Genomic DNA, 16,471 nt, shown 5'->3' on the forward strand with positions numbered 1-16,471 from the left:
ACCAACAAAACTTACGGCCATGAGTCAATCCAATTCATCCACTCAAAACGAGTAACAAAATTCTTGCGGCTTGGATGCAATAAACTGCTAGGATAACCGCTCAAATTTGAGCTTGATCACACAAAACACGGTTTAACACTTGGGGTGTCAGTTCGATAACGGATTTGCCTCAATGTCTTTGTATGAGTAACCCGATGAAAAGAATAATAAATGCTTTAATGCTGGCCATGTTAGCAACGGGCTGTAGCGATCCAAACCCAACACAGACCAATCAAACCATTGAGCAGGCCAAGGCCGAAAAGGCCGTCCCAGTATTGAGCCTTAAGCAGCAACTCGCGCCAATCACTCAACGTTATTTTGCCCTTAGACCCGAAATCGCCACCTATTATGGCGTGGCCGAGGATGAGGCGGGCAAGGATGTGCTCTCTAAGCTGACCGATTACAGCCCATCGGGGGAAAATCATCGCCGTAAAGCACTTAAGACCATATTAGCCGAACTCAACGCTATTGATGCCAGTCAGCTTAGCGCCTCGGAGCAAGTGAGTTTAGGGTCGATAAAATCCGAAATCGCTGGCGCCCTGCTGCCAGCCGAAACCGTGGCTTATGGCACTATGCTCGGTGAATACGGCGTTTGGTTTTTACCTTATGTCGTCAACCACTTATCGGGGCTGCATGTTGAATTTCCGGGGTATATGGAAGATAAGTTTGCGGTCACCACTCCAGAGCAAGCCAAGGCCTATCTTAACCGCTTAACCATGTACCCTGCCGCCATGGGCACAGTTATCGATAAGCTGGATCAAGATGTGCAAATGGGGGTAATCCCACCCGATTTTATTATCGATAAGACCATAGCGGGTTTGCAGCAACAGTTAGTGCACCATGCTAATGAGCATCCCTTGGTCAGCAGTTTTAAAGCCAAATTAACCGCCGCCCAAGTACCAGACAGTGAAGCGTTGGCGAACTCTGCCGCTGACCTTGTGGAGACTAAATATTACCCTGCAACGCGTCAGTTGATTTCCGCACTGCAAGCCGTGCGCCTCAAGGCCACCCATGTGGCAGGACTCGGCCACCAACCTCAGGGCGCGAAACTTTACAAGGCGATGATTAAGCACCTCGCCAATTCGGAGATGACCCCAGATGAGATCCACCAACTGGGATTAGACGAAGTCGCCCGCATTACCGCCGAGATGGATGTGTTACTCAAACAAGTGGGTTACCGCAAAGGCACAGTTGGCGAGCGTATGCAGCGATTGCTTAAGGATCCTAAATACATCTACCCCAATACCGCCGAGGGCAAACAGCAATTAATGACGGACATTCACGGCTATCTGGCGAAAGTGAACGCCAAATTACCGCTGTGGTTTGGGCTGTTACCGAATCAAGAGGTTGCGGTTGAAGCCGTGCCAGACAGTCGCGCCGCCGCAACCAGTGGTGCATTTTACGATGCACCTTCACAGGATGGTTCACGTAAGGGCACCTTCTGGATAAGCCTGTACGATATGGCGGCACTGCCCTCCTATTCGCTGCAAACCTTAACCTACCACGAGACCAATCCCGGCCATCATCTACAGACGCTCATTGGTCTGTCGGATACCTTGCCGCTGCTGAGTACCATTTTTTACTCTAATGCCGCGGGTGAAGGTTGGGCGCTGTACGCCGAGCGTTTAGCCGCCGAGATGGGCATGTATCAGGATAATCCGATTAATGACCTTGGTCGCTTGCAGTCTGAGTTACACCGCGCGGTGCGCTTAGTGGTCGACACGGGTATGCATGCCAAGGACTGGAGCCGTGAGCAAGCCATTGATTATGCAGTGGCGACTGAGGGAATACACCTCTCTGAAGCCACGGGCGAAATCGAGCGCTATGTGGTTTGGCCGGGGCAAGCCTTAGGTTACAAGCTGGGCGAGCTGAAAATTATCGAACTGCGCACTAAGGCCAAAAAAGCCTTGGGCGATAAGTTTGACATTAAAGTCTTCCACGACAGGCTGCTCGAAAATGGTGCCTTGCCCTTAGATTTATTGGAGCAAAAGATGGATCAGTGGCTCGAATCCGCTAAGGCGGCCAATGCCGCCGCCGAGACCAAGGTTTAACTCGGGTAAAACAGCTCAAATCATCTCAATATAGGGGCAGCTTAGGCGGCCCCTATGCTTTTAGGGCTCCCTTTGTTTTCAGGACTCAGGTTAATCCGCAAAGCGACGTTGGTACTTGCCGCTTAAATAGCGGATCACCACAAAACCGACAACACCTGGTAGTGTCCACGACAACAGACGCAAATTGCCATGGTCGATAAACAAACGGCTGCCGCCAAAGGCAAAAAAGGCGGTGTAACAGGCGATACCCGAGCCAATCATCGCGCCTAAATGCTCAATCCACCACTCTAGTTTGGTCAACGTCGCCTTAAAGCTATAACGCAGGAATCCCGCCCCAACTGTTGTGCCTAGCAGGCCAAAAATCACCGCGAGGATCAGCTTTTCTTGGTATCCCCATAGCGCCATCACAGGGCCAAGTAGCGTTAAGCTCAGCATTAACGACAGATGCAGCGGCGATTTTAATGACTGACGCTGCGCCTTATAACGCAGGACCAACACACCATGCCTCACGGTCACTAGAGTTAACAAGCTGATATAAATGAGAAATATCCAAGCATTTTGACGATCCACAATCTGCGCCGCTAAAGCATCGGCGTTAGCAGCAGGCTGCTTAATCACCGCGAGCGGGTCAATGAGGCCCGTCGTTGCCATCGCCACGCCCGTCGCCGCCACTGTGTACATGGCATAGACATAGTAACGGCCAAAACGACTGTGGTTCGCGCTGCCCTTTTTCAGCATGGCAGGCATCCAAAATAACACTAATGCCAGCACGCCCGCGCTGATATGCACTAATTGCGACAGGGTGAAAATCGTGTTCATCATCTTGCTCCATCAAAGTTTGAAGCTTGATAGTAACGAGCACGGGGAGTCACCCATAAGTGCCAAAAGTCATGTTTTAAGCTCTAGCATAAAGCAGCCACAGAATGTGGCTGCAATTGAGGTGACTGTCGCTATAACCCGGTATGTTTATCCAGCCTTAAGGTATCGATGATCGAGAAGGTATAACCTAACTCGGTGAACATCTGCTCGATATTGAGCTTAAAATCGATGGGGCGATCTAAATCGAGTTGATTGATAAAGAAATGGTGTTTTGTCGGGATCTTAATCAGCAATTGTTTTTGATAGAAACAGGCTTCAACCTCGGCATTTAGCTCGCGACCTAAGGCCAAGAGATTCTCCATCATCAAGGGATTGAGTAAGTAGCGCGCCTCGACTTGGTCGCTGCTATACACCTCAAAATAACGCTCGAAACGAACATCCTCAAGCTTGACCCGCGACAGCTTTGTCTTAAACCCCTCAATTCGATTTTTTAAACTGCCCTTATCCGTGACTAACAGCGTGGTACCGTTGAATCGCTTAGGAATATTGCACACCAGCAGTACACCATTGAAGATGGTCTCTCGCTCAACCGAGCCATTGTTGTTCGATTTAGTGTTGTAAGCATCGACCTCGTAAAACTGGAACGGCACCTTGTTATAGGTTCCTTTAAGGCAATTTGGCGCATACTGCTTATCGGTTTTAGGCAGCAGCCCCAACTCCAGAAAGGTCGAGAAATCCACTTTAGGCTCCCTCGTTAACGCATAATCATTGCCGAAGTACTTGAGACTAATGGGGTAGAGTTTTTCAAAGGCGGCATTATAGAGTTCATTGCTTTCCTTTCCCGAGGCAATCGCCACTAGGGCTATCACGGGAATCGGCAAAAACGCGCCAATCATCAAAGGCACAAAATAATCCATAGGCACCAGCATAAACTGGACCCCGAGCAACCCGGCGAAGGCGCCCAAAATCACAGTGATGCATAGGTAGTAGATTGGGGTGGTGAACTTGGCATTTTCACGCCGCCTCTGGTTCACGCCCTCACGTTTTGCTTCAAACGGTGCACATTTAGGGGCGATTTTTTGTTTGTAATACTTCTGAAAGGGAATACGGTGATCTTCGGGAATATCAAATTCAATCGAACTCATTGACTCCTACTCTTACGACTCAAATCCATTTAGGCCAATGATTTTACGGATTTTATTCCAGCAAGGCCAGTTTAAGGCCAACAAATGACCGATTAAGCCCGAGCCAGCCTACGACCACGGCGCTGCAATAAGCCAAAAATAATCAGCACTCCAAAGGTGGCGCTAAAGAGGGTTAAGGCCCTAGCTACACCGTAAAAATCCGCAAGATTAAAGGAAACCCCATCCGCCCACAGCACTAAGGAACCTAAGGGTAATTGCATCGCCACCGCGGCGTACCAATCGAATGGCAATCGAGGAAAAAGTCGCTGATAGCTAAATAGTATCAGCCCAGAGAGCAGCAATAATAGGCCCGCATCATGGGCACCTAACCCCAGATAAGCCGGGCTAGTGTGGCTGAGGTTATCGACGCTTCCGAGCAAAGCGTACATATAGCCCGCCGTTGCAACCAGTGCAAAACTCACAAAGCTCAATACCGCCAACAGAATACCTAAGCCAAATGCGGGTAAATATTTCATAAACAGTCTCATCAGTGCAGAACTCGCTCGACCTCATTCCTAAAACCCTAAAGGAGAACAAATTCAGTCGAAAGATAGTAAAGCTACAATAACAGCCCAAATTTCCCTTAGCTATTAAGACCATAGTCTTATGCTGACAACAAACTGTGGGATCATAAACAGCCTAATTCTCCCCACTAAATCCAGTATTTCATCCATATCCACTAGATAAGCCTCTAAAATTCCTCATTTAATTAAGTTTCAGTCGAATAGCTGAGTGATATGGTGCACAATCTCCCACGGTCTAAGGGCGAAATCCACTAGCCAATTACCCCAATAACGCTTAGGATCGGGGTTGCATTTTTTAGCCAACATATTGTGGAGTATCAAAACATTATGGGTATCAGAGCCATAGTCGTAGACACAGCAGGCACCACGACAGACCTAACCTTTATCCAAGATGTACTATTCCCCTATTCTGTCAAAGCCTTACCAGACTTTTTAGCGCAGAACCAACACAATGTCTTGGTGGAAAACTGTATCTGCGACACCCGAGATATCGCCCTCGAACCCGATGCCGATTTAGCCCGCGTGACTGAAATTTTGCAGCAATGGGTGCATGAAGATCGCAAAGTGACCCCACTCAAAACCCTACAGGGTTTGATTTGGAAGCAAGGTTACGCCCATGGCGAATTTACAGGCCATATCTTCCCCGACTTTATCGAAGCAGTTAGCCGTTTTAGCGCGCAAAAACTGCGTATTTACAGCTTCTCTTCGGGTTCGGTTGAAGCCCAAAAACTGCTGTTCAGCCACAGTGATGGCGGCGATTTAACCGAGATGTTTAGCGGCCATTTTGATACCCGTACCGGTAACAAATTAGATAAACAAGCCTACGCCAACATACTCAACACCATCAGCCTAAGTCCTAAGCAAGTGCTGTTTGTATCCGACGTGGTTGAAGAGCTAAAAGCCGCCGAAGCCGCTGGCATGATGACCTGCCAAATGGTGCGCGATAGCAAACAACGCACAGGTGATTTTCGCACTATCAAGAGTTTCGATGAGCTAGTGATCGAGTAACACCGACACTACAGATAAAAAGCGACCCAAGGGTCGCTTTTTGTTTATCAGGCAAATCAAACCTACCTGTCCGCAGGGTGATTCACCCCATCGCAAACGGGAACATCGCCTAATTCGTAAGGGTTAACGCCTTCGAGGCAACCAAGGTTATAGCCATATTCCTTGGGATTAGAGCGCCTTTGATGATGGGTATAGATACCGCACACAGAGCAGAAGTAATGTTTGGCGGTTTTGGTATTAAACTCATAGCACTTTAATACGTTCTCGCCTCTGATAATCTTCAATCCCGCCAGCGGCACTGAGCCGACGATAGCGCCCTTGCGCCGACAGATTGAGCAATCACAACGCCTCGGCTTTTCAATGCCATTGGGCAGCGATAATTCCAATACCACGGCGCCACAATGGCAACTGGCGAGATGCTTGGCTTGGATCTGAGTATTGCCAACGTGTTTAATCACTTAAGCTCCTTATTGATTAACGCCCCAACCTGCCTTGCCGTTCAACTTGCGCTTGCCAGTTTTGCACTTGCAGCGCCTTGGCATTGATCACAGGCCCCAGCATTTGGCTCTTAGCGCGCTTAAAGCCACTAAAGACTAAGGTCGCGATATCTAATTGCTTTAGCGCGGGTGCGCCTTGGAACCACTTGTAATACCAAGGCGGCGTATCCATGGTCATGATAATGCGTGAGGTTTTCCCCTTGAGCAGTCGATCGGGGAAGGTTTTCCCCTGCTGATACTGAAAGGCAAAACCGGGTAAAAATGTTCTATCAATTAATCCTTTAAACTTAGCGGGTACGCTGCCCCACCAAATTGGCACCACAATCACAACATGTTCGGCCCAGAGAATGGCCTGCTGAAAGCGTTGCAGATCCGCCTCTAAGGGCTGTTGTTGATGGTATCCCCGCGCCAGATTAGGCTCAAATTCTAACTCGCTAAGTTTTAATAGACGCACCGAATGCGACTCGCTCGCAGCCTTGGCGTAAGTATCGGCTAAATGTTCACACAGGCTATCGGGTTTGGGATGGCCAGAAACCACCAGTATCTTTTTTGTCATAGTAAAAACCTTGAGTATTCAATATGACAACAGCTTAAGCTCTGCCCCTAGGGGCAGAGTCAAGCCTGCAATTACGCGCGGGATTCGCAGGTATCCAAACCATCAATACAGGCGTCGAGCCTGACTAATTTATCTTCTAATTCGCTAATCTGCCGTAGGAAATCGGCTTTGATATGCAATAAAAACTGCTGCACAGACTCAAGCTGCGCCGCCTGTTCACCCTCGATAAACAAGTCTTTAAGTTGCGAGAGTTTGATACCTAAGGTTTTGGCCTCTTTGATCAGCAATAACTGCTTTATATCGGTTGCGCTATAAGTGCGATAACGCCCCTTACGGATCGGCGCACTGATCAGTCCCCACTCCTCGTAGAGGCGAATCGCCTTGATCGACAGGCCAGTTTGCTTAGCCACAGCACCAATATACATAGTATTTAATCCATTAAAATAATTGAAAAAATCATCATAAATCTGCCGCCCTTTGCCAGCATATCACTGCGCTTTAGGCTTGTCGCTCGCACTTTATACTGCTAGTCTGGCTGCCTTAAACGAGCGTTTTAACTAGAGCTTTTGACTATGAGTAATGCAATGGAAAGTCCAACACTAAGTCCAATGGAAAAGTTTCTCGCACAGCACCCTATAGTAACCGAAATCCCCGTGGCTTGGGGCGAAATGGATGCGCTGCAACACGTCAACAATGTGGTCTATTTCCGTTATTTTGAAACCGCACGTATCGACTTTTTCAACCGCCTCTTTCCACTCGATGCCCTGTATAAATCGGGTGTCGGTCCTGTTATTAGCGAAAATCAGGCCCGCTATAAACGACCTGTAACCTTCCCCGATACGCTATTGGTCAGTGTGAGTATCAGCGATATTCAAAGTGACAGATTTACCATGCATTATCAGGCTTTTAGTAAACAGCAACAGGCAATTACGACCTTAGGTACTTCGGTCGCTGTAATGTTTAACTTTAAAACGGGTCAAAAAGCCGAGCTTCCCACGGAATTACTCGCCATTCTTAAACAACACGAGCAAGCTTAAGCTACCGAGTCTATGGCGACATTGCCATAACACTTTAGGCCAAATCAGAGGGAGGCTGTATGTCAGAAAAAGCGCCAACAGAAGCCACCGTTGAGCATCAACAGGATAAACAACGCTTTGTGATCCCCGTTGACGGGCATGAGGCCGTGCTGGAATATCGACTCAATGGCCAGCACATCGATTTTAATCGAACCTTTGTACCCGACGAACTACGCGGCAAAGGCCTTGCCGAACGTTTAGTTCGCCATGGCCTAAAGTGGGCCAAAGCCCAGGATTTTGAGATAGCAGCCAGCTGTTGGTATGTGCAGAAGTTTTTGAAATAACTGGCTTCGCAACAGGTAAGCTAAATCCAATACACTGGATAGTGGCGTTTGGGATCGGTGGAGAGGTTATTCACGACTAGCGCCACCAGCAATAGCAGTAGTGAGCCGAGAAAGACTGGCATCAAGGCATAGAGAAACCCGAGTTGATGCACGTTCTCACCGCCTATCACGGCAATTAATGCCGTTGCGCCGCCCGGTGGGTGCAGCGTGCGGGTTAAATACATCAATGCGATGGCGAGTGATACCGCTAACGCACTCGCGAGCACCATATAATCGGCAAATACTTGATAAACAGCCACACCAATCAGTGCCGATAGCACACTGCCACCAATCAAGTTACGTGGCTGAGAAAACTCTGCCAGCGGCGCGCCGTAGACTAATACCGCCGACGCCCCAAATGAGCCAATCACAAACATAGTGCCGAGCAGATTATCGCCCATATAAGTGGCAAGACTGGCGACTAGATAAATGCCACAAAAGGCCCCTACCCATGACCAAACGATCTTTTTTAGGGGTTGTCGTGGCGGACAGATGTCCTTAGAACGCATTCGGGTGAAGTAAAATCTCATGCTAAATCCGGCCGGGAGGAATAAAGGCGCGGACAAGTGATCCGCATCACATTTGCGGCCGCCACGTTAACGTTTTCACCGCGCAATTGCAATTGTGCGGTGAAAGCGAATATCAGACTTATGCAGCTTCGCCGTTGAGGCTAGCTAAGATTTCACGAATATCTTCGGGGATGGGACGACTCTTTTCGCAGCTGTAGTCGTAGTGCACTAAGGTAGTTTTCACTTCGGCGGTTTTATTGCCAGCCTGCCAACAGGTTTGAGTTAACTCGAAGCTGCTATTGCCAATACGGCTGACATAGGTTTTCACCGTCACGCTCTTGCCGTAGTAAGTCGGCGCGATAAAGGCCACGGTAAAGCCTGCCACTATGAGGTTCCACTGATGCAAATCCAACTCGGGATTAAAAATCTCGAAGATTGGCGTGCGCGCCGCCTCGCACCACACGGGGATCACTGTGTTGTTGATATGGCCTAGGCCATCGGTTTCGGTAAATCTTGGGTGGATTTCGAGGCTGTATTCGGTGACTGACATGCAAACTTCCCTTTTGTTGTTCTTATACTTTTATGCTGTAAATGGGATAAACGAGGCGCTTACCCTGTTTATCCCTACCAAGCCTAACAGAAATAAGAAGCGCGATGCTAGAACTGGCAGCTCGCGGTCTCTGGGGTTTGCTTGCCATTGGCATCGTATTTTTTCATACAGCCAGCCTTACCCATATCATAGATTTTTTCGTATTTGAGCTTGCCACTGCTGTCGTAGGACTTAAACACACCATGGCTTTTCGGGTTTTCTAAGTGATAGATTTTGCGCCCCTTAGTCACATGGGAAAAATCCGAGAACCCGGGTTCCTCTTGATAGATCACCCCGTTCATATAACGCTTATGCACCACATGTTGCTCATCGATACGCAGCATTTCGCTGGCTAACTTACCATTTTGGTCATAACAGACTTTATCCACGGCATAATTGCCGTCGAGATCCTCGATACAACTCACGGCACCATTATCAAAATACTCTCGCTGGATACCGCAGCGCGCAATGGCGTTATCCCAGAAATAGGGTTCACCGTTCCAGGTTTCGCCTTCTTGCTGGCAATAGTTCCACAAACTCTTTAACTGGCCGTTCGGGTAGAAAGTGTAATGGGGACCAGAGAGACGGTTATTGATAAGATGACCATATTGGACGAGCGAATAGCCGCCGTCGGTGGAATAGCGGATGCTTGGGCCGTATTCCTGACCCGCTTTATAGGTCTTCAGAGACGTTAAGCGACCGTTAGAATCGAATCGATATTCTTTATCAACCGACCCATTGGTGTAATAGCTTAATTCGGATAGCTGGCCGCCGCGATACACTCGCTGCTCACCGTCTTTAATCGAGCTAGTTTCAGCATTTTTTACGCTTAATACGCCCTCACAATCGCCTGCGTAGGGCTCTTTTCGCATCATGCATTCATCCTGCGAGGGTTTAAGTGTTACGGCGTCATTAAACTTATATTGACTCAACTCATTCAGATCGCCGTTAGGCTCGAGCCACATTTGTGCGCCATCCAACTCGCCTTGACGATAATTGGCAACATTGCTGACGATATTTGGCGCTGAGTACCATAGACTTTCACCGTGGAGGCGGCCCTTATCGTAATGTTTAAGGGCGAACATAAAATTATCTTTATTGAATAACTTAGCCTCACCTTGGCGTAGACCATTCTCATAGTTGACTTCGGTCTTATAGAGATAAGTCACTGATTGCTTTGTGGTAAAAGCATCGTTCTCATCGGGCGTTCGAATATATACCCAAGTGCCTGAACGTTTACCATCGAGGTAGCGGCCTTCACCAGTTTGAAAGCGATAATCCCCTTGGGTGACCTTTTCCACCCAAGCGCCTTGTTTCACACCCTTTTGGTATTGGCCTTTGCTACCATCGGACTCAAGCCACTCACCATCTTTTACGCCATTGAGATAAATGCCCTTTTCGGACAACTTTTTCGCGCCTTCGGTGCTGGAATCGTAATCTGGGGTATAGATTTCACTCGGGCCATCGGGCACGCCCTTGTTGTAATGGATAAAGCCGTAGTTATCGGCGTCATCCATAATGGACTGCAACACCCATTTGCCCTGTTTCTTACCGTCGAGATACTCGCCTTCCCAGTAGGTTTCACGGCTGTCGGCTTCAATCCACTTACCCACTTGCTTACCCAGCTTATAGTCACCGGCATACATCACACTGCCATTGCGGGCATCGTAGGCGGCAAAGTGACCATCCAGCTCACCCTGCACATAATGGGCTTCACTGGCAACACCAGCCCAAGTACTGCCCATGCTCATGAATTCGTAAAAAGGCCCTGTTCGCGGGATTTTTTCGCTGCCATTTTTAAGCCAATCGATGTCGTCGGCCTCGTAGCCAATGGCCACCAGCATAAAGCTGCTATCTTCTTCGACGTAGGCGCTGCGATCAAAGGTTGCCACCAGACTGTATTTTCGTTCACGTCCCTCGGCATCTTTATCGGTGCGAGTCACGGGATAGCGCAGCTTGTATTCCACTGCGGTTTTGATATCCGTCGCCGTACCTTCAGAATTGCGATAGCCAATTAAGGTCGGTTTGAGTTTAGAGGTACCATCAAGAATCGCCTTAATGTCAGGATCTTGGACGCCCTCAGCCTCATAGGTCATACGGTACTGCTGCGGTGGCAACTGGCTTAATACTTTGCGAACGCCGCCGACGGTAAAGGTGCTAATGGTGGGTGCGACTTCATCGAGTACGGCTTGCAGTCGCGGCAGTTTAGTCAACTCCTCGCCCTCAAAACCATAACCCCGCAGATGCTGGCCATCGGCATCCTTGAGCATGACGATCACTTCTTTAGTGCCGCCTTTGTCGAAGTCATAGTAAAACACCGCCACGATTTCGGCGCGGCCGTAATCGTCAATGCGCACACCTGGCGCATCGCCGTAGAGCATTTCGCCCCACACCTGTTGATCTTTTTGATAAAAATTGAGCCATTGGCCATTGGGAAGATCCACGGGACCGTGAACCATTTTGTCATATTCCGCCGCAAGTGCAGCAGGAATAACCGCAAACGAAGAGAGCAACACCGCACCAACTGCGGCGCATAAACGACGAATCGAAAGTTCCATTTAACTATCCTTAACACCGACACCTTGCGCCTCGTGCGCACCAGTAAGCGGGGCGAATTTTAAGCGAAGTCCGGTGCTTCAGGAAGTAGCTGACACAAAAAAGGCCGCAAAGCGGCCTTTTAGGATCAAAGCTTTAACAATCAATTATTGTACATAGCATTAATTTCATGGGCGTACTTGTGATAAATCATTTTGCGGCGCAATTTCAGCGTCGGGGTGATTAATCCCGCCTCCATCGAAAAGGCTTCTGGCAGCAGGGTAAACTTTTTGATTTGCTCAAACCCCGCCAATTCTTGCTGCAAATGCTTTAAGCGCTGCTCGAAATGCTCAACCACATGGCTATGACGCAGCAGCTCGATAGGCGACTCGTATTTCAGGCCCTTATCCTTGGCCCAAGCTTCGAGGGATTCAAAGGCGGGCACAATCAGCGCCGTCACATAGTTACGGGCATCGGCAATCACAGCCACTTGTTCGATAAAGGGGCAACGGCCCACAGTGCCTTCAACCCGCTGCGGTGCAATGTATTTACCGTTAGAGGTTTTCATTAACTCTTTGATGCGGTCGGTAATAAATAAATTACCATTGGCATCGAGTCGCCCCGCATCGCCGGTCTTCAACCAGCCACCTTCGAAGGCAGCTGCGGTATCTTCAGGGCGATTGTAATAACCGCGCATCACGGTATCGCCACGGACTAAAATCTCATCGTCCTTACCTAGCTTCACTTCGATTTCGGGTAAGACTTTACCGTTCGAACCCGCAACCCGGTTATCTAAAGTATTACAGGTCACAGTCGCGTTCGTTTCCGTCATGCCGTAACCACAAAGTACTGGAATACCAATGGCATGGAAGAAAGACGCTACGTTTAAATCGAGGGCGGCGCCACCGCAGGGCATAAACTTTAAGCGGCCACCGAGCACGGCTTGCAACTTGCTGTAAACCAGCTTGTGCGCTAAACGCCATTGCAAGGATAACCACAAACCGCCCTTAGCGCGGCCTTGGCTCACCTCAAACTGACGCTCGCCGACGCCCATGGCCCAGGCGAACAGTTTTTTACGGCCTTCGGCGGATTTAGCAACCTTATCCTGCACTGCGCTATAAACCTTCTCGAGGAAACGCGGCACCACACACAGGGTATGCGGACGCACGGCGCTGATAGCCTCTTTCACTCTTTGGGTGTTTTGCAGGTAAACGTTGTGGCCACCACGGCACAGCACGTAAAAGCTCCAACCACGCTCAAACACATGGCTTAGCGGTAGGAAAGCTAACGACACATCGCCAGTGGTAAACGGCAGGATCTGATCGTGCTGACGCACAGTCGAAGCCATATTGCGGTAATCCAGCATCACGCCCTTAGGGTCGCCCGTGGTACCAGAGGTATAAATCAGGGTTAACAGATCGTCGAGATTGGCATCCTGTAAGCGCTGCTCAAGCTCAACACTCTGGCCGTATTCTTTGGCTAATAAGCTGTCTAAATGTTGATGTTGGGCGTTGTCCTGCGCCAGCTCAACACTCGCGTCGAACACAATCACATGCTCTAAGGTTGGACACTGTTTTTGCAGCTCACAGGCCAGCGCATATTGCTTAGCGTCGTCGACAAAAATCACCTTCGCCGCCGCATCGTTAATGATAAAGCTAGCCTGCTCTAGGGTGCTGGTTGGATAGATAGGTACCACAACGGCACGACTTTTCAGGGTACCTATGTCGGCACAGGTCCATTGAGGGCAATTTTGCGACAGGATCACGCAACGGTCTTGCACTTGTACGCCAAGTTCAATCAACACCTGTGCAATTTTATGGCTAATTTGATCGAATGCCTGCCAACTGACTTGATGCCAAGGCGCAGCCATTTCAAAACCTTCCAGCGCGATAGCCTCTTTTAATGACTGGCTTTGCTGCTGTAATAGTCGAATTACGTGATATTGTTCGAGAGACATGAGTGACTCACCTTTTAGCTTACAAGTGTACCGCTTTTGCGGCATTCTACCTGAAGGCAAGCCAAAAACTAAGAGTTTTTGCTCTAATCTTGTGCAAATGTCGCCCCAATCACGCCATTTCAGGGCAATTAGCGCTCGATAATGTCGCCCAGCCAGAGCTTTTTACTGCCCCAATACAGTGCGATTTGCCCAAGGATCACCAGTAAAATATTGCCCAGCGACCAATAAAACAGGCTGCCCTCATGTTGCAGCGCCGCAAGGCTAATAGACACCCAGATTGAATGCCCCACGACCACCAGCATAGTTAGGCTCAACTGTAATACTCGGCGGCACAGGCAGCCTAGCCCTAACACTAAGGCGCAGGCCCAATAGGTGCTCATGACTAAGTGCGCCAGCAAGGCCAATGTCATGTTGCCATTGAGCCAAGTGATAAACAGACTCGAGAGCAAAATGCCTATGCCGATGAAAAACAGTAATCGTTGCTGCCCACGGGCAAAGGCTTTGACTAAACCTGTACGGCCATCGAAACCCGGCAGCAATAAGAGCAATTCAGTCGCACGAGAGCGCTGTACCCGACTCCAGTGCACTAGCGAGCAGCCGATCACACTAAACTGCGCCAACAGCAGTAACACAGGGAAATTCCATTGCAGTTCATGGGATAACACCCCGAGCACTATCGTCAGCACAGGGAGTAACAGCAACAACACGGTCAGCATAGGACCAATAAAGAAGTTCACCGGATGCAGGTAGCGCTCTAATCGGCTCAAGATCCGCATCGATTGCAGACTCGGCAGCCAAAACCAGCCCATCTCGAGCCCATTGAGGTACACGCTGCGCGCCTCTACTCGCCAAGGTAACACTAGGCATCGGCGCCAAATCAAAGCGGCTAACACAAACAACACGGCTAAACTCAGCCACAGCGGCACTTGCTCGGCCAAATCGCTGGAAAATGGCACTAAGATAAACAGTAAAAATGAGCTGTAAAACCACTGGGTTTGCAACAAACACAACAGAATAAACCCTAGGCTTATCCCTTGTGCAAATACCAATAATGACAGGCTCGAGGTGAAGTCATACAACACACAAAGCAGCACGGCTAAGCTAAATACACCGATAAGCATCACTTCGCATTGGATAAACACATTCTGTCGATAACGGGGAATTAATATCGAGCACTCATTGGCCATCAAGCGAATAAGCTGCCAAGCCACGGCCGCCGAAGTCGAAACGATAGCCATGGCAACGAAGATATCAAAACTCTCTTTCTGCCCCACCCATCCGGCTAAGATACTCAGCACTAAGCCAAATATGCCTGTACCAAGAAAACTCACACTGCCGACATCAAACAACCACAGGCGCAGCATGCCGTTAAAGGGATTAATCGAATGGTGCGTCCCCAGTTTTTCAGGTACCTGCACTAAGGGTTTAGCGGCACTCATTTGTGCAGCTCCACAAAGAGTTGCTCCAAATTCAGCGCCTCACTGCGCAGCACACCGGGCAGATTAAGCTCCATATCGCCCCTGTCCACCAGCACAGAATCACCATCGCGGCTGAGGATACGCACCTGCTCCGGCAACTCGGCGCCGTCCGCGAGTTTGACTAAACGCACCTCTTCCCTCAGGGCATCAATCTCCTTAAACAGCACTAACTCGCCCTGCTTAATCAGGGCAACATGGCTCGCGACCCGCTCTAAATCTGAGGTGATATGGGATGAAAACAACACGGCCGAGCCGGATTCGAGGGCCAAGTCGAACAAATCGACCATAAACTTGCGCCTGACTATTGGGTCAAGGCTGGCCACGGGTTCATCGAGGATCAGCAACTCAGGGCGATAGGCCATCGCCATGATCAAGGCTAAGGATTGGCGCTGACCAACGGACAGGCGTTGCACCTGTTGAGTCACATCTAATTCAAAACGGGCGAGCCAATCCTGCTCTAACTGCATGTCCCAGTGGGGATAAAAACTGCGGTGCAAATCGAGGGCGCGTTCAACGGTAAAACCTTCATAACCAAAGGGTTGCTGCGGCACATAGCCGAGGCGTTCCTTAGCCGCCGAGGAGAGCTGCTCCGGCGTTTCGCCTAAGGTGCGGATTTCACCCGAATCCGGCGAGAGGATCCCCAAAGCGCAGCGCATTAGGGTCGATTTACCCGCACCGTTTTGTCCCAATAGACCCACCACCATACCGGCCGATAAACGTAAGGTCAGATCCTTGAGCGCACGCTTTTCGCTGGCACCTTTGCCGCGAAACACTTTGTTTACGTTAGAAAACGCTAGTATTGGGGTAAAGTCTTGGTCCATCGAATTGCGTCCTTTTTATTCTCGTTTTCGCTTAGCTCGACTCAGGCTACCAACGCTCATTAATCAATTGCAGCAACTCGGGCAGACTCACGCCCAGCTGCTTTGCCTGTGCCAGCAGCGCATCTAATTGCGGCTCGAGCAGACTCACGCCCGACTCCATCGCCTCGCTGCGCGCGGCGACCCTAGTCGCCTGACCACGGCGGCGCTCAAGCCAACCTTGATCGACCAATTGCTGAATCGCGCGGGACACCGTCATCGGATTGACCGCAAGATATTCAGCAATTTGGCGCACTGAGGGTAATACGTCTTCCTCTTGCAGTTGGCCGCCCACAATCAAGCGCACGATTTGCTCGTGTAATTGCTTGTAAATTGGCTCACCACTGCTGGGGTTGACATTTAAAAGTTCTAACATTAGCCTTTACACACTGTATTAATACATTGATACACCGATACACTGTATTTAAAGTAACACACTCATCCTGAAATGCAAAAAGGAAAGCGCTCA

At 49.5% G+C, this 16,471-nt stretch carries 17 protein-coding genes; 4 read left to right on the plus strand and 13 right to left on the minus strand.

The window, feature by feature from the left end:
- The first annotated feature begins 194 nt into the window (after positions 1-194).
- Positions 195-2,090 carry a DUF885 domain-containing protein gene (locus M0415_RS19540; RefSeq protein ID WP_249552900.1) on the plus strand — a complete coding sequence of 632 codons (1,896 nt, stop codon included), beginning with the start codon at positions 195-197 and terminating at the stop codon, positions 2,088-2,090.
- A 90-nt stretch (positions 2,091-2,180) separates the two neighbouring features.
- On the opposite strand, the gene M0415_RS19545 is transcribed toward M0415_RS19540, so the two are convergent.
- From M0415_RS19545 to M0415_RS19555, 3 genes are all read right to left on the minus strand, one after another.
- Positions 2,181-2,912 carry a hypothetical protein gene (locus M0415_RS19545; protein WP_249552898.1) on the minus strand — a complete coding sequence of 244 codons (732 nt, stop codon included), beginning with the start codon at positions 2,910-2,912 and terminating at the stop codon, positions 2,181-2,183.
- Positions 2,913-3,040: 128 nt separating this feature from the next.
- Positions 3,041-4,054, minus strand: coding sequence for a DUF3137 domain-containing protein (locus tag M0415_RS19550; RefSeq protein ID WP_249552896.1), 1,014 nt, complete (start codon positions 4,052-4,054; stop codon positions 3,041-3,043).
- A 92-nt stretch (positions 4,055-4,146) separates the two neighbouring features.
- Positions 4,147-4,569 carry a hypothetical protein gene (locus M0415_RS19555; RefSeq protein WP_249552894.1) on the minus strand — a complete coding sequence of 141 codons (423 nt, stop codon included), beginning with the start codon at positions 4,567-4,569 and terminating at the stop codon, positions 4,147-4,149.
- 375 nt (positions 4,570-4,944) lie between these two features.
- Between M0415_RS19555 and mtnC the strand changes: the two genes are divergently transcribed.
- The gene (gene mtnC, locus M0415_RS19560; RefSeq protein WP_220054338.1) at positions 4,945-5,625 is read left to right on the plus strand and encodes an acireductone synthase; all 681 of its coding nucleotides are present in this window, start codon (positions 4,945-4,947) and stop codon (positions 5,623-5,625) included.
- A gap of 62 nt (positions 5,626-5,687) precedes the next feature.
- Here the strand turns inward: mtnC and M0415_RS19565 are convergent, their stop codons facing one another.
- The 3 genes from M0415_RS19565 to M0415_RS19575 form a co-directional block, all read right to left on the minus strand.
- Positions 5,688-6,083, minus strand: a complete 396-nt coding sequence (locus M0415_RS19565; protein WP_249552892.1) for a GFA family protein — start codon at positions 6,081-6,083, stop codon at positions 5,688-5,690.
- A 16-nt stretch (positions 6,084-6,099) separates the two neighbouring features.
- Positions 6,100-6,678, minus strand: a complete 579-nt coding sequence (locus M0415_RS19570; RefSeq protein ID WP_249552890.1) for an NAD(P)H-dependent oxidoreductase — start codon at positions 6,676-6,678, stop codon at positions 6,100-6,102.
- Positions 6,679-6,749: 71 nt separating this feature from the next.
- On the minus strand, positions 6,750-7,103 hold the full coding sequence (locus M0415_RS19575; protein ID WP_249552888.1) for a MerR family transcriptional regulator: 354 nt from the start codon (positions 7,101-7,103) through the stop codon (positions 6,750-6,752).
- Between the two features lie 183 nt (positions 7,104-7,286).
- Between M0415_RS19575 and M0415_RS19580 the strand changes: the two genes are divergently transcribed.
- Positions 7,287-7,715: an acyl-CoA thioesterase gene (locus tag M0415_RS19580; protein WP_041416664.1), complete on the plus strand. Its 429-nt coding sequence runs from the start codon at positions 7,287-7,289 to the stop codon at positions 7,713-7,715.
- 59 nt (positions 7,716-7,774) lie between these two features.
- Complete coding sequence (locus M0415_RS19585; RefSeq protein ID WP_249552886.1) at positions 7,775-8,038, plus strand: GNAT family N-acetyltransferase; 264 nt, start codon at positions 7,775-7,777, stop codon at positions 8,036-8,038.
- 20 nt (positions 8,039-8,058) lie between these two features.
- Here M0415_RS19585 and M0415_RS19590 read toward each other — a convergent pair whose 3' ends face one another.
- The 7 genes from M0415_RS19590 to M0415_RS19620 all read right to left on the minus strand — a co-directional run bounded on the left by M0415_RS19590 (position 8,059) and on the right by M0415_RS19620 (position 16,378).
- Positions 8,059-8,607 (minus strand): HPP family protein, encoded by a 549-nt coding sequence (locus tag M0415_RS19590; RefSeq protein ID WP_037416221.1) that lies wholly within the window; start codon positions 8,605-8,607, stop codon positions 8,059-8,061.
- Between the two features lie 118 nt (positions 8,608-8,725).
- A complete protein-coding gene (locus M0415_RS19595; protein ID WP_011624719.1) occupies positions 8,726-9,136 on the minus strand; it encodes an acyl-CoA thioesterase in 411 nt (136 codons plus the stop codon).
- 107 nt (positions 9,137-9,243) lie between these two features.
- Complete coding sequence (locus tag M0415_RS19600; protein WP_249552884.1) at positions 9,244-11,733, minus strand: toxin-antitoxin system YwqK family antitoxin; 2,490 nt, start codon at positions 11,731-11,733, stop codon at positions 9,244-9,246.
- A 140-nt stretch (positions 11,734-11,873) separates the two neighbouring features.
- Positions 11,874-13,667 carry an AMP-dependent synthetase/ligase gene (locus M0415_RS19605; RefSeq protein WP_249552882.1) on the minus strand — a complete coding sequence of 598 codons (1,794 nt, stop codon included), beginning with the start codon at positions 13,665-13,667 and terminating at the stop codon, positions 11,874-11,876.
- Between the two features lie 128 nt (positions 13,668-13,795).
- Positions 13,796-15,106 (minus strand): ABC transporter permease, encoded by a 1,311-nt coding sequence (locus M0415_RS19610; protein WP_249552880.1) that lies wholly within the window; start codon positions 15,104-15,106, stop codon positions 13,796-13,798.
- Positions 15,103-15,966, minus strand: a complete 864-nt coding sequence (locus M0415_RS19615) for an ABC transporter ATP-binding protein (RefSeq protein WP_249552878.1) — start codon at positions 15,964-15,966, stop codon at positions 15,103-15,105. The genes M0415_RS19610 and M0415_RS19615 overlap by 4 nt, the downstream gene beginning before the upstream one ends.
- A gap of 46 nt (positions 15,967-16,012) precedes the next feature.
- The gene (locus tag M0415_RS19620) at positions 16,013-16,378 is read right to left on the minus strand and encodes a GntR family transcriptional regulator (RefSeq protein ID WP_088212733.1); all 366 of its coding nucleotides are present in this window, start codon (positions 16,376-16,378) and stop codon (positions 16,013-16,015) included.
- Between the last annotated feature and the right edge of the window lie 93 nt (positions 16,379-16,471).

Source organism: Shewanella sp. 10B (assembly GCF_023475885.1).
In the GTDB taxonomy this organism is placed as follows: Bacteria; Pseudomonadota; Gammaproteobacteria; order Enterobacterales; family Shewanellaceae; genus Shewanella; species Shewanella mangrovisoli.